General features: G+C 45.1%; 23 protein-coding genes. All 23 read left to right on the plus strand.

Going from position 1 to position 12854, the window contains the following annotated elements; translation table 11 throughout:
• Positions 1–12: 12 nt before the first annotated feature.
• The 23 genes from rpsQ to ACQCVE_RS16680 all read left to right on the plus strand — a co-directional run bounded on the left by rpsQ (position 13) and on the right by ACQCVE_RS16680 (position 12854).
• Entirely contained in the window at positions 13–276 is a 264-nt protein-coding gene (gene rpsQ / locus ACQCVE_RS16570) for a 30S ribosomal protein S17 (protein ID WP_035406815.1), read from the plus strand.
• Positions 277–316: 40 nt separating this feature from the next.
• Positions 317–685, plus strand: coding sequence for a 50S ribosomal protein L14 (rplN, locus tag ACQCVE_RS16575; protein ID WP_426846687.1), 369 nt, complete (start codon positions 317–319; stop codon positions 683–685).
• A 37-nt stretch (positions 686–722) separates the two neighbouring features.
• The gene (rplX, locus tag ACQCVE_RS16580; protein ID WP_426846685.1) at positions 723–1034 is read left to right on the plus strand and encodes a 50S ribosomal protein L24; all 312 of its coding nucleotides are present in this window, start codon (positions 723–725) and stop codon (positions 1032–1034) included.
• 25 nt (positions 1035–1059) lie between these two features.
• On the plus strand, positions 1060–1599 hold the full coding sequence (gene rplE, locus ACQCVE_RS16585) for a 50S ribosomal protein L5 (protein ID WP_426846683.1): 540 nt from the start codon (positions 1060–1062) through the stop codon (positions 1597–1599).
• Positions 1600–1619: 20 nt separating this feature from the next.
• Entirely contained in the window at positions 1620–1805 is a 186-nt protein-coding gene (locus ACQCVE_RS16590) for a type Z 30S ribosomal protein S14 (RefSeq protein WP_082883739.1), read from the plus strand.
• Positions 1806–1836: 31 nt separating this feature from the next.
• The gene (gene rpsH, locus ACQCVE_RS16595; protein ID WP_123913230.1) at positions 1837–2235 is read left to right on the plus strand and encodes a 30S ribosomal protein S8; all 399 of its coding nucleotides are present in this window, start codon (positions 1837–1839) and stop codon (positions 2233–2235) included.
• Between the two features lie 28 nt (positions 2236–2263).
• Entirely contained in the window at positions 2264–2800 is a 537-nt protein-coding gene (rplF, locus tag ACQCVE_RS16600; RefSeq protein WP_426846680.1) for a 50S ribosomal protein L6, read from the plus strand.
• 33 nt (positions 2801–2833) lie between these two features.
• Positions 2834–3196 (plus strand): 50S ribosomal protein L18, encoded by a 363-nt coding sequence (gene rplR / locus ACQCVE_RS16605; RefSeq protein WP_426846678.1) that lies wholly within the window; start codon positions 2834–2836, stop codon positions 3194–3196.
• A gap of 23 nt (positions 3197–3219) precedes the next feature.
• Positions 3220–3720 carry a 30S ribosomal protein S5 gene (gene rpsE / locus ACQCVE_RS16610; protein ID WP_426846676.1) on the plus strand — a complete coding sequence of 167 codons (501 nt, stop codon included), beginning with the start codon at positions 3220–3222 and terminating at the stop codon, positions 3718–3720.
• A gap of 13 nt (positions 3721–3733) precedes the next feature.
• Entirely contained in the window at positions 3734–3916 is a 183-nt protein-coding gene (gene rpmD, locus ACQCVE_RS16615; protein WP_426846674.1) for a 50S ribosomal protein L30, read from the plus strand.
• Between the two features lie 33 nt (positions 3917–3949).
• Entirely contained in the window at positions 3950–4390 is a 441-nt protein-coding gene (gene rplO, locus ACQCVE_RS16620) for a 50S ribosomal protein L15 (RefSeq protein WP_426846672.1), read from the plus strand.
• The gene (gene secY, locus ACQCVE_RS16625) at positions 4390–5688 is read left to right on the plus strand and encodes a preprotein translocase subunit SecY (protein ID WP_426846670.1); all 1299 of its coding nucleotides are present in this window, start codon (positions 4390–4392) and stop codon (positions 5686–5688) included. The genes rplO and secY overlap by 1 nt, the downstream gene beginning before the upstream one ends.
• Positions 5689–5745: 57 nt before the next feature.
• The gene (locus ACQCVE_RS16630; protein WP_426846668.1) at positions 5746–6399 is read left to right on the plus strand and encodes an adenylate kinase; all 654 of its coding nucleotides are present in this window, start codon (positions 5746–5748) and stop codon (positions 6397–6399) included.
• The gene (gene map / locus ACQCVE_RS16635; RefSeq protein ID WP_426863435.1) at positions 6396–7142 is read left to right on the plus strand and encodes a type I methionyl aminopeptidase; all 747 of its coding nucleotides are present in this window, start codon (positions 6396–6398) and stop codon (positions 7140–7142) included. The genes ACQCVE_RS16630 and map overlap by 4 nt, the downstream gene beginning before the upstream one ends.
• A 259-nt stretch (positions 7143–7401) precedes the next feature.
• Positions 7402–7620 (plus strand): translation initiation factor IF-1, encoded by a 219-nt coding sequence (infA, locus tag ACQCVE_RS16640; protein ID WP_028390440.1) that lies wholly within the window; start codon positions 7402–7404, stop codon positions 7618–7620.
• Between the two features lie 35 nt (positions 7621–7655).
• Positions 7656–7769 (plus strand): 50S ribosomal protein L36, encoded by a 114-nt coding sequence (rpmJ, locus tag ACQCVE_RS16645; protein WP_003156543.1) that lies wholly within the window; start codon positions 7656–7658, stop codon positions 7767–7769.
• Positions 7770–7792: 23 nt separating this feature from the next.
• On the plus strand, positions 7793–8158 hold the full coding sequence (gene rpsM / locus ACQCVE_RS16650) for a 30S ribosomal protein S13 (RefSeq protein WP_426846662.1): 366 nt from the start codon (positions 7793–7795) through the stop codon (positions 8156–8158).
• A 21-nt stretch (positions 8159–8179) separates the two neighbouring features.
• Entirely contained in the window at positions 8180–8572 is a 393-nt protein-coding gene (gene rpsK / locus ACQCVE_RS16655) for a 30S ribosomal protein S11 (protein WP_035406857.1), read from the plus strand.
• 182 nt (positions 8573–8754) lie between these two features.
• Positions 8755–9699 carry a DNA-directed RNA polymerase subunit alpha gene (locus ACQCVE_RS16660; RefSeq protein ID WP_123913237.1) on the plus strand — a complete coding sequence of 315 codons (945 nt, stop codon included), beginning with the start codon at positions 8755–8757 and terminating at the stop codon, positions 9697–9699.
• Between the two features lie 63 nt (positions 9700–9762).
• Positions 9763–10161: a 50S ribosomal protein L17 gene (rplQ, locus tag ACQCVE_RS16665; RefSeq protein WP_426846659.1), complete on the plus strand. Its 399-nt coding sequence runs from the start codon at positions 9763–9765 to the stop codon at positions 10159–10161.
• A 217-nt stretch (positions 10162–10378) separates the two neighbouring features.
• Positions 10379–11218, plus strand: coding sequence for an energy-coupling factor ABC transporter ATP-binding protein (locus ACQCVE_RS16670; RefSeq protein ID WP_426863436.1), 840 nt, complete (start codon positions 10379–10381; stop codon positions 11216–11218).
• A complete protein-coding gene (locus tag ACQCVE_RS16675; protein ID WP_426863437.1) occupies positions 11194–12063 on the plus strand; it encodes an energy-coupling factor ABC transporter ATP-binding protein in 870 nt (289 codons plus the stop codon). Before ACQCVE_RS16670 ends, ACQCVE_RS16675 begins: the two co-directional genes overlap by 25 nt.
• 5 nt (positions 12064–12068) lie before the next feature.
• Positions 12069–12854: an energy-coupling factor transporter transmembrane component T family protein gene (locus ACQCVE_RS16680; RefSeq protein WP_426863445.1), complete on the plus strand. Its 786-nt coding sequence runs from the start codon at positions 12069–12071 to the stop codon at positions 12852–12854.

Raw genomic sequence — 12854 nt, forward strand, 5'->3', positions numbered from 1 at the left:
GAGGTTTGCAAAATGAGTGAACGCAACCAGCGTAAGGTATACACTGGCCGTGTTGTATCCGACAAAATGGATAAAACCATCACTGTTCTAGTTGAAACTTACAAAACTCATTCTCTATACGGCAAACGCGTAAAGTACTCTAAGAAGTTCAAAGCGCATGACGAAGAAAACCAAGCTAAAATTGGCGATATCGTAAGAATCATGGAGACTCGTCCGCAATCTGCGACAAAACGTTTCCGTCTTGTAGAAATCGTTGAAGAAGCTGTTATTATCTAATAAATGTTCGGATAGTGAATTCCGAAGGGAGGTAACGTGAATGATTCAACAAGAATCTCGCTTAAAAGTTGCTGACAACTCTGGAGCACGTGAAGTACTAACAATTAAAGTCCTTGGCGGATCCGGACGTAAAACAGCTAACATTGGTGATGTAATCGTGTGTACGGTTAAACAAGCAACACCAGGAGGCGTTGTTAAAAAAGGAGACGTAGTTAAGGCTGTTATCGTTCGTACAAAGAGCGGTGCACGCCGTACTGACGGTTCTTACATTCGTTTCGATGAAAATGCTTGTGTAATCATCCGTGATGACAAAAGCCCGCGCGGAACGCGTATTTTCGGACCAGTTGCTCGTGAGCTGCGTGAAAACAGCTTTATGAAGATTGTTTCCCTGGCTCCAGAAGTTCTTTAATTAAAATTTATTGCCTTACTAAGGAGGTGCGGACAAGATGCATGTTAAAAAAGGTGATAATGTAATGGTTATCTCTGGTAAGGATAAAGGCAAGCAAGGTAAAGTGCTTGAAGCTTACCCTAAGAAAGACCGTGTGCTGGTTGAAGGTGTGAATGTTGTAAAAAAACACTCTAAACCAACACAAACAAACACTCAAGGCGGAATCGTCAGCCAAGAGTCGCCAATCCATGTATCCAACGTAATGCTGATTGACCCTAAAAGCGGAGAACCAACTCGTGTAGGTTCTAAAATGGTTGACGGCAAAAGAATACGTGTTGCAAAAAAATCTGGTGAATCTCTAGATAAATAGTAACTAAGGAAGGGAGGTCTATCATATGAACCGCCTTAAAGAAAAGTTTGTAAAAGAAGTAACTCCTGCTCTAATGAGCAAGTTTAGCTATAAATCCGTAATGCAAGTTCCTAAACTTGAAAAAATCGTGATTAACATGGGTGTGGGTGAAGCAGTAGCAAACTCCAAATCTTTGGACAACGCTGTTGAAGAGCTTACTGCGATCGCTGGTCAAAAGCCGGTTATCACCCGTGCGAAAAAATCAATCGCCGGTTTCCGTCTTCGTGAAGGCATGCCGATCGGTGCGAAAGTAACACTTCGCGGCGAGCGCATGTACGAATTCCTGGACAAATTGGTATCTGTTTCTTTACCACGTGTACGTGACTTCCGCGGAATTTCCAAAAAGTCTTTCGACGGACGCGGCAACTACACTCTAGGTGTTAAAGAGCAATTGATCTTCCCTGAAATTGATTACGATCAAGTTACTAAGGTTCGCGGTATGGATATCGTTATTGTTACAACTGCTAATACAGACGAAGAAGCTCGTGAACTACTTACCCAGTTTGGAATGCCATTCCAAAAATAATCGTAAAGGGAGGCGAAATCGTGGCCAAAAAATCTATGATCGCGAAACAAAAACGCTCTCCAAAGTTTAACGTTCAGGCATATACTCGCTGCGAACGCTGCGGACGTCCACATTCTGTGATTCGCAAATTTAAACTTTGCCGTATTTGTTTCCGTGAACTTGCTTATAAAGGACAAATTCCTGGCGTTAAGAAAGCTAGCTGGTAATACCCCATAACGGGAAGGAGGTAATTTAACAATGGTTATGACAGATCCGATTGCAGATTTGCTTACTCGCATCCGTAATGCGAATATGGTACGTCATGAGAAGCTGGAAGTTCCTGCTTCAAAAATCAAAAAAGAGATTGCTGAAATCTTGAAGCGTGAAGGTTTTGTCCGTGACGTAGAATACGTCGAAGACAACAAACAAGGTGTTATCCGCATCTTCCTTAAATACGGTTCAAACAACGAGCGCGTTATCACTGGTCTAAAAAGAATCAGTAAGCCTGGTCTTCGCGTTTATGCGAAAGCGACTGAAGTACCTCGCGTACTTAACGGCCTTGGAATCGCAATCATCTCAACTTCTCAAGGTGTCATCACTGACAAAGAAGCCCGTGCTAAACAAGCTGGCGGAGAAGTACTAGCATACGTTTGGTAATAAGTTAATAAGAATGGAGGTGTAAATTATGTCTCGTGTCGGTAAAAAACTGCTTGAGATCCCATCTGATGTTACAATCAAAATGAACGAGAACACGGTTACCGTTAAAGGTCCTAAAGGGGAATTGACTCGCACATTCCACCCGGACATTACGATTTCCATCGAGGAAAACGTACTAACGGTCAGCCGTCCTTCCGATCATAAAGATCACCGTGCCCTTCACGGTACAACCCGCAGCATCATCGGAAACATGGTAGAAGGTGTTTCCAAAGGGTTTGAAAAAGGCTTGGAGCTTGTCGGTGTAGGTTACCGTGCTTCTAAATCAGGAAACAAACTGATCCTGAACGTTGGCTACTCTCACCCTGTTGAGATTACACCAGAACAAGGAATCGAAATCGAAGTGCCTACTCAAACGAAAGTTATCGTTAAAGGTACAGACAAAGAGCGCGTAGGAGCTATCGCTTCTAACATCCGTGCTACTCGTCCACCTGAGCCTTACAAAGGCAAAGGTATTCGCTATGAAGGTGAATTTGTACGCCGTAAAGAAGGTAAAACTGCGAAGTAATGCCGCTTAATGGCTAAGAAAGGAGTGACCCTGATGATCACTAAAGCTAGCAAAAATTCTGTGCGTAAAAGAAGACATGCCCGCGTACGTTCAAAGCTATTCGGGACAGCTGAAAGACCTCGTCTGAATGTGTTCCGTTCAAATAAACATATTTATGCTCAACTGATCGACGATACAAACGGTGTAACCATCGTTAGTGCTTCTTCCATGGAGAAAGATTTAAATCTTGAATCTACTGCAAACCTTGATGCAGCTCAAAAAGTTGGAGAGCTTGTTGCAAAGCGTGCTGTTGATAAAGGTCATAAATCTATCGTATTTGATCGTGGAGGATACCTTTACCACGGTCGTATCAAAGCTCTTGCTGACGCTGCCCGCGAAGCTGGACTTGAATTTTAATAGGAAAAGGAGGGAAACACAGTATGCGTCGTAATGACTCAGTTAAATCAGAGTTTGAAGAACGTGTAGTTACCGTAAACCGCGTTGCTAAGGTTGTTAAAGGTGGTCGTCGCTTCCGTTTTGCTGCACTTGTTGTTGTAGGCGACAAGAATGGCCGAGTTGGATTCGGTACAGGTAAAGCGCAAGAGGTGCCAGAAGCAATCCGTAAAGCAATTGAAGATGCGAAAAAGAACCTAGTTACTGTACCAATGGTAGGTACATCCATTCCACACGAAGTGATCGGACGTTTCGGAGCCGGCAACATCCTGCTGAAGCCTGCTTCAGAAGGTACCGGAGTTATCGCAGGCGGACCAGTTCGTGCAGTGCTTGAGCTTGCAGGTGTAGGTGACATCCTATCTAAATCCCTGGGCTCCAACACACCAATCAACATGGTTCGTGCGACACTTGAAGGCTTAAAGCAACTTAAGAAAGCTGAAGAAGTTGCTAAGCTTCGTGGAAAATCTGTAGAAGAACTGTTAGGATAAGGGGGGAAAGATAATGGCAAACAAATTAGCGATCACCCTTACTCGCAGTGTTATCGGACGTCCTGAAAACCAGCGTGTAACAGTTAAAACACTTGGCTTGCGCAAAATGCACCAAACAGTGGTACACGAAGACAACGCGGCTATCCGCGGCATGATCAACAAAGTATCACACTTGGTATCAGTAAAAGAACAATAATCGTATTTGTTCGATAAATAAGGAGGTGTCCTGATGAAACTTCATGAATTGAAACCAGCAGAAGGTTCACGCCGCGAACGCAATCGTTTAGGCCGTGGAATCGGATCTGGCAACGGTAAAACCGCTGGTAAAGGTCATAAAGGTCAAAACGCCCGTTCTGGCGGAGGTGTTCGTCCTGGATTCGAGGGTGGTCAAACTCCACTATTCAGACGTTTGCCTAAACGCGGATTCAAGAATATCAACCGCAAAGAGTACGCGGTTGTTAACCTTGACAGACTGAACCGTTTCGAGGATGGTGCAGAAGTTACTCCTGAGCTTCTTCTTGAAACTGGCGTGCTTAGCAGCACAAAAGCCGGCGTGAAGATTCTTGGCGAAGGCAGCATCGAGAAGAAACTCACTGTAAAAGCGAACAAATTCTCCTCTTCCGCGAAAGAAGCAATTGAAGCTGCCGGCGGTACAGCTGAGGTGATCTAATGTTTAAAACAATCTCCAATTTCATGCGCGTGAGTGATATAAGAAACAAAATTATATTCACTCTTTTAATGCTTATCGTATTTCGTATCGGGACATTCATCCCTGTTCCTGGAGTCAACACGGAAGCCCTTGCTGCCCAGGATCAAATGAGCGTTTTCGGAGTCTTGAACACATTTGGCGGGGGAGCACTGTTTAATTACTCCATTCTTGCAATGGGAATTATGCCGTATATCACCGCCTCCATTATTGTTCAGCTCCTTCAAATGGATGTAGTACCGAAGTTCACGGAGTGGTCTAAGCAAGGTGAAGTTGGAAGACGTAAATTGGCTCAATTTACGAGATATTTCACCATTGTTCTTGGTTTTATCCAGGCAATTGGTATGTCGATCGGGTTTAACAACCTGCTTGGCGGCACATTGATTGAGAACGCTGGTGTACCTTCCTATCTCCTGATAGCAGTGGTCCTAACAGCAGGTACTGCTTTCTTGATGTGGCTTGGGGAGCAGATCACGGCAAAGGGTGTGGGGAACGGTATCTCCATCATCATATTTGCCGGAATTGTTGCAGCAATTCCTACTACTCTCAACCAGATTTATGCTCAGTTATTTACTGATGCGGGAGATCAGCTGTTCTTGCGAATAGTGATCCTGATCCTGCTTGTGATTGCCGTCCTGGCTATTATTGTCGGAACAATCTTCGTGCAGCAGGCACTTCGCAAAATCCCTATTCAATACGCTAAAAGGGCATCAGGTTCAGGTCCGCAAGGTGGCGGCCAGTCCACTCACCTTCCGCTGAAAGTGAATCCTGCAGGCGTAATTCCTGTAATCTTCGCGGTATCATTCCTGATTACACCGCCGACGATCGCTAATTTCTTCGGAGAAAATGCTGTGACGAGCTGGATCACGACCAATCTCACAACAACTCATCCGATTGGAGCCACCATCTACGTTGCTTTGATTGTCGCCTTCACGTATTTCTATGCGTTCGTCCAGGTTAATCCTGAACAGATGGCCGATAACTTAAAGAAGCAGGGCGGATATGTACCAGGGATTCGTCCCGGAAAAAGCACACAGGAATATTTAACAAAGGTTTTGTACCGTTTAACATTTGTCGGCGCTATTTTCCTTGCAGTCATTGCCACTCTTCCTACTCTGTTTATTGCATTTGCCGGTCTTCCCCAATCCGCACAGATTGGCGGAACAAGCTTGCTGATTGTAATCGGAGTTGCGCTTGAGACAATGAAAGGGCTGGAAAGCCAGCTTGTAAAACGTAATTACAAAGGCTTTATTAAACAGTAAGGTAATGGGACGCAGCTGCGCCCATTCCCTTTATATAGAGACTGAGGGGGAAATCGGATGAATCTAGTATTAATGGGTCTGCCCGGTGCCGGTAAAGGAACTCAGGCAGAACAAATCACAGAAGAATATCAAATCCCTCATATCTCAACTGGAGATATGTTCCGAGCAGCAATAAAGGAAGAAACGGAATTAGGTCTTCAGGCAAAATCCTTCATGGATAAGGGCGAGCTTGTACCTGACGAAGTGACAATCGGTATTGTTCGCGAAAGATTGGGCAAAGATGATTGTGAAAAAGGTTTCTTGCTTGATGGTTTTCCCCGTACCGTAGCACAGGCAGAGGCACTGGAAACGATTCTCTCTGATCTTGGCAAAAAGCTTGACCACGTGATTAATATCGATGTGGATAAGAGCATCCTTATGGAACGATTGACCGGCCGCCGCATATGCAAAGATTGCGGAGCTACTTACCACTTAGTCTTTAATCCTCCTGCAAAAGAGGGTGTTTGCGACAAATGTGGCGGAGAGCTATATCAGCGCGCCGATGACAACGAAGAAACGGTTTCTAACCGTTTGGAAGTTAACGTGAAACAAAGCAAGCCGCTTCTAGACTACTATAGCCAGAAAGGCTATGTAAGACAGATCGACGGGCAGCAGGATATCCGTAAAGTGTTTACAGATATCAAAGCCCTGCTTGGGGGATCAGCTGAATGATCATCTGCAAGACTCCGCGTGAGATTGAAATCATGAAGGAAGCTGGCCGGATCGTTGCACTGACCCATCAGGAATTAAAAAAATATATCCAGCCCGGTATTACGACGAAAGAATTGGATAGTATTGCCGAAAAGTTTATACGCATGCATCATGCAATTCCTTCCTTCAAAGGGTATAATGGATTCCGCGGAAGCATATGTGCTTCTGTCAACGAAGAGCTCGTTCACGGCATTCCGGGCGACCGGGTGTTAAATGAAGGAGACATTATCAGCATCGATATCGGTGCTAAGTATAATGGCTATCACGGTGACTCAGCCTGGACATATCCGGTAGGCGCCATTTCCGAAGAAACGCAAAAGCTGCTGGACGTTACAGAAGAGTCTTTATATAGAGGGCTGAATGAAGCTAAGCCTGGAGATCGTTTATCAAACATCTCTCATGCTATCCAGCTCTATGCAGAAGGCGAAGGATTTTCAATCGTCAGAGAATATGTTGGGCATGGTGTAGGACAGGAACTTCATGAAGATCCGCAAATTCCTCACTTTGGACCGCCAGGCAAAGGGCCTAGGCTGAAACCCGGCATGGTTCTGGCAATTGAACCGATGGTCAACGCGGGTTCAAGATACGTTAGAACCCTTCAGGATAACTGGACGGTTGTAACTGTCGATGGTAAAAAGTGCGCTCATTTTGAGCATACGATTGCCATCACTGAAACTGGTTATGAAATCCTAACAAAAGCTTAAATGCAAAAAAAGGCGATGACGCTTTAACAGACTGCAGACGGAAGCAGAACTCCGGAAGTTTGAGTCTCGTTATAGTGGCAGATGGAGACAAACGGAAGTTTCATTCTCCCCAGAACACATCCACCACTTTAAGTTCTTTAATTGCGTATCTCCGGAAGTTCAGAGCAGTGTAAATAAAGCGGCAATCCTTCTATAGCTGCCGGCTATATGGAATTGCCAGTTTGTCAGGTTGCTGATTTGAAGAAGGGAGAACAACTTAATGGCTAAAGATGATGTAATTGAAGTTGAAGGTACTGTCCAAGAGACGCTGCCTAATGCGATGTTTAAAGTAGAACTTGAGAACGGTCATACAGTCTTGGCGCATGTCTCAGGAAAGATCCGCATGCATTTCATTCGTATTTTACCTGGAGACAAAGTTACGGTAGAATTATCTCCGTACGATTTGACCCGTGGCAGAATTACGTACCGTTTTAAATAAAAGCACTCCGAACTATCAAGGAGGTTGGAAAACACATGAAGGTTAGACCGTCCGTGAAACCGATTTGCGAAAAATGTAAAGTTATTCGCAGAAAAGGAAAAGTCATGGTTATTTGTGAGAATCCAAAGCATAAACAAAAACAAGGATAAAACATAAGGAGGTGCACTGACAAATGGCTCGTATTGCTGGTGTAGATATTCCACGCGAAAAGCGCGTTGTAATTTCATTAACTTACATTTTCGGGATTGGCCGTACAACTGCTCAGAAGGTTCTTGCTGAAGCTGGAGTTTCTGAGGATACTCGTGTACGCGATCTTACCGAAGAAGAACTTGGAAAAATCCGTGAAGTAATTGATAAGCTGAAAGTAGAAGGAGACCTTCGCCGCGAAATCTCCCTTAACATCAAGCGTCTTATCGAAATCGGAAGCTTCCGTGGTCTTCGCCACCGCCGCGGTTTACCTGTTCGCGGACAAAACACTAAAAACAATGCTCGTACACGTAAAGGCCCACGCCGTACTGTTGCGAACAAAAAGAAATAAGGTAAAGGAGGTTAAAGCTCTATGGCACAACGTAAAACAAACACGCGTAAACGCCGTGTAAAAAAGAATATTGAAGCTGGTATTGCTCATATCCGCTCAACGTTTAACAATACAATCGTTACGATCACTGATACTCACGGAAACGCGGTATCTTGGTCAAGCGCAGGTGCTTTAGGATTCAGAGGTTCACGTAAATCTACTCCTTTTGCTGCCCAAATGGCTGCTGAAACTGCAGCAAAAACTTCCATCGAACATGGTTTGAAAACTTTGGAAGTAACCGTTAAAGGTCCTGGTGCCGGCCGTGAAGCTGCAATCCGTGCTCTTCAAGCTGCTGGTCTAGAAGTAACTGCAATCAGAGATGTTACTCCAGTTCCTCATAATGGATGCCGTCCGCCAAAACGCCGTCGTGTGTAAATTTTCTGTATAGATTTCGTATCCCTGTCTATAATGGGTTATGATACAGTATATAATTGAAAGCAGAATTTCCCAATTCTGCTGCTGTGCACAATCGGGACATTACAATGGGGAATTTCGGTTGGGTTTAGCTGCTAAATCTTTAACCGGGGTTTCGACGTTTTGAAGGAGGGTTTTATTGAATGATTGAGATTGAAAAACCAAAAATCGAAACGGTTGAAATCAGCGAAGATGCCAAGTACGGCAAATTCGTCGTCGAACCACTCGAGCGCGGATATGGTACAACTTTGGGTAACTCCTTACGTCGTATTTTGTTGTCCTCACTCCCAGGTGCTGCTGTAACATCGATCCAAATCGACGGTGTCCTGCATGAATTTTCGACGATTGAAGGCGTCGTAGAAGATGTTACTTCTATTATCTTAAACGTTAAGAAGCTTGCTCTTAAAATCTATTCCGAAGAAGAAAAAACACTTGAGATTGATATTCAAGGAGAAGGTGCTGTTACAGCAGCCGATATCACTCATGACAGCGATATTGAAATCCTGAACCCTGACCTTCACATCGCAACGCTGGCGAAAGATGCCACGCTTCGAATGAGATTGACTGCAAGAAGAGGACGCGGATATACTCCTGCTGATGCTAACAAGCGCGAAGATCAGCCTATCGGAGTCATCCCGATCGATTCTATCTATACACCGGTTGCCCGCGTATCCTACCAAGTAGAAAATACCCGGGTAGGACAAGTGGCTAACTTTGATAAGCTTACACTTGACGTCTGGACTGACGGAAGCAATGGACCTAAAGAGGCAGTTGCCTTAGGCGCCAAAATTTTGACTGAACATCTGAACATTTTTGTCGGCTTGACTGATGAAGCTCAAAATGCTGAGATTATGGTTGAAAAAGAAGAAGACCAAAAAGAGAAAGTATTAGAGATGACAATTGAAGAATTGGATCTCTCCGTACGTTCCTACAACTGTCTGAAACGTGCCGGAATCAATACGGTTCAGGAACTTGCGAACAAAACAGAGGAAGATATGATGAAAGTTCGCAACCTTGGACGCAAATCTCTTGAAGAAGTTAAAGCGAAACTAGATGAACTTGGATTGGGTCTTCGCAAAGACGACTGACCGGTTCGCTAGTCATTTGTGTGTTAAACACACGCAAAGCCTATTCAAAGGAGGGGACATCACATGTCATACAGAAAATTGGGCCGCACTAGCTCACAACGTAAAGCAATGCTTCGTGACTTGGCTACTGATCTAATTATCAACGAGCGCATCGAAACGACTGAAGCTCGTGCAAAAGAATTGCGTTCCGTTGTTGATAAAATGATTACTCTAGGAAAACGCGGAGATCTTCATGCGCGCCGCCAGGCAGCTTCATTCGTTCGCAACGAAATTGCTGAAATGGTACCAGCAGGTCAAGATAAAAACGGAAAAGATAAAGAAAAAGCTGTATATGCTTTGGAAAAACTTTTCTCTGATATCGCAGGCCGTTATGGTGAACGTCAAGGCGGATACACTCGCATCATGAAACTTGGACCTCGTCGCGGAGACGGAGCTCCAATGGTCATCATTGAGCTTGTGTAAGTAATGTAAAGAGGGCGGGACAGCTTTAAGCTGATTTGCCCTTTTTTACGATGGAGACCGAAGCATCATGGTCTTCATAGGCGGATAGACAGCAGTAACGCTGTAAGGAGCCGAATACGACTGAGAACATGGCGGACAGATTCTGTCCGCCAATCCCAGTTAGTAGAGTTTTTTTTTATTTACAGCGATTTTTAGAAAGAGTTGAGAGGAGCAGGCTATGCGTAAAGAGATTGCAAGAGTGGAACATGTAACCTTTTCCTATCCGGAACGTGAAAAACCTGCTTTAGATGAGGTGAGCATGAGCATCTATGAAGGGGAATGGCTCGCTGTTGTAGGCCATAACGGTTCAGGAAAATCGACCCTTGCCCGGATCCTGAACGGATTGCTGCTGCCTTCTAAAGGAAAAGTCAGCATTGATGGGACCGAGCTTTCAGAACATACAATATGGGATGTTCGAAAAAAAGTCGGCATGGTCTTTCAAAACCCCGATAATCAGTTTGTGGGAACTACAGTCAAGGATGATGTGGCTTTTGGTCTGGAAAACAACGGAATCCCCCGGGATGAGATGATTAAACGGGTGGATTGGGCAACAAAGCAAGTTAAGATGGATGCTTTTCTCGATCAAGAGCCGCACCATCTGTCAGGCGGTCAAAAGCAGCGTGTCGCCATTGCAGGCGTACTGGCCGTGAAACCGCAGATTATGATTCTGGACGAAGCAACCTCTATGCTTGACCCTGCCGGACGAAGCGATGTCATGGACACTGTCCGCCTTTTGAATGAACAAAGCGCAGTTACCGTCATCTCCATTACCCATGATCTGGAAGAGGCCTCGAAAGCAGACCGCATCATTGTGATGAACAAGGGAAAGAAGCTGAAAGAGGGAACACCTGAAACTATTTTCTCCATGGGAGAGGAGCTGTCCCGGATTGGACTCGATCTCCCGTTTTCATATAAACTAAGCCGTGAACTGCGAAAAGCGGGCATTCCGCTGCAGAAAAATCACCTCACAGAACAAGGATTGGTGGATGAGCTATGGACATTACAGCGAAAAGCTTAGAACATACGTACAATCCGCGTACCCCTTTTGAAAAACGTGCCATCTATGATATCGATATGCACATTCAATCTGGTTCCTATACGGCGATCATCGGCCACACCGGCTCCGGGAAGTCGACGCTTCTGCTGCATCTAAACGGGCTGTTAAAGCCAACATCCGGTTCGATCACCCTCGGGGAACGAACCATTCAGGCCAATGAGAAAGCTAAGAAATTACAAGCTGTAAGGAAAAAAGTTGGAATTGTATTTCAGTTTCCAGAGCATCAGCTTTTTGAAGAAACGGTAGAAAAAGATATCATGTTTGGTCCTATGAATTTCGGCATGCCGGAAGAAGAAGCAAGGGTAAAAGCCAGACATATGGCCAAAATGGTCGGCCTGCCGGAAGAAGTTCTTGAACGTTCTCCCTTTGATTTAAGCGGAGGCCAGATGAGAAGAGCGGCAATAGCGGGAGTGCTGGCAATGGAGCCGGAGGTCATTGTTTTGGACGAGCCTACGGCGGGACTCGATCCCAGGGGCCGCCATGATATTATGAACATGTTTTATCAGCTTCATATGGATAAGGGGCTGACGACCATTCTTGTCACGCACAGCATGGAGGACGCAGCTGGTTATGCTGATGAATTGATCGTCCTTCATCAAGGAACCGTTAAGCTAAAAGGAAAGCCCCAAGAGGTATTTGCTTCCTCTGAAAAAGTGAGGGAAGCAGGATTAAGGCTTCCGGAGACCGTCCAGTTTAAACATGCTGTTGAGTCAAAGCTAGGCATCCAGCTTGAAGGCAATCCTCTTACTATGGAGGAAACGGTTCGGGCCATTCAATCCTTTTATATAAAGGAGGGAGGCCAGTGAACGGCATGATTATCGGAAAATACGTTCCAGGACAATCATTTGTTCATAAACTTGATCCGCGTTCGAAGCTCCTGCTCGTATTTCTATTTGTATTCATTGTCTTTTTGGCGAACAACATTCTTACCTATGCGATATTAGGGCTGTTTACCCTTTTCGTTGTGTCGCTCTCAAAACTTCCGCCAAGGTTTCTTGCATCAGGATTAAAGCCGATTCTATGGATTATTCTTTTCACCTTTGTTTTGCATATTTTCCTGACAAAGGAAGGCCCGGTCCTTTTCCAGTTTTCCTTCCTGTCTGTGCATGAAGGGGGCTTGAGGCAAGGGATATTCATCTCGCTTCGCTTTTTGTATCTCATCCTGATGACAACGCTTCTGACCTTGACAACAACCCCCATTGAGGTGACTGACGGGATGGAGAATCTTTTGGATCCGTTCAAAAAAATGAAGCTCCCTGTTCATGAGCTTGCCCTGATGATGTCCATAGCCTTACGGTTTATTCCGACACTGACGGATGAAACGGACAAAATTATGAAGGCTCAGATGGCGCGCGGGGTAGACTTTTCCTCCGGACCGATCGCAAAGCGAGTTCAGTCTATTGTGCCACTGCTCGTTCCTCTCTTTATCAGTGCTTTTAAAAGAGCGGAAGAGCTGGCCACTGCAATGGAAGCAAGAGGATATCAGGGTGGAGAAGGCCGCACCAAGTACAGACAGCTGAAATGGGACAGGCAGGATTCGTTCCTGATGGTCCTGCTGCTCGTCCTTACCATTCTGCTCCTTCTGTTCCGATCCTAG

The organism is Metabacillus sp. 113a (genome assembly GCF_050107635.1).
GTDB lineage: Bacteria > Bacillota > Bacilli > Bacillales > Bacillaceae > Metabacillus_B.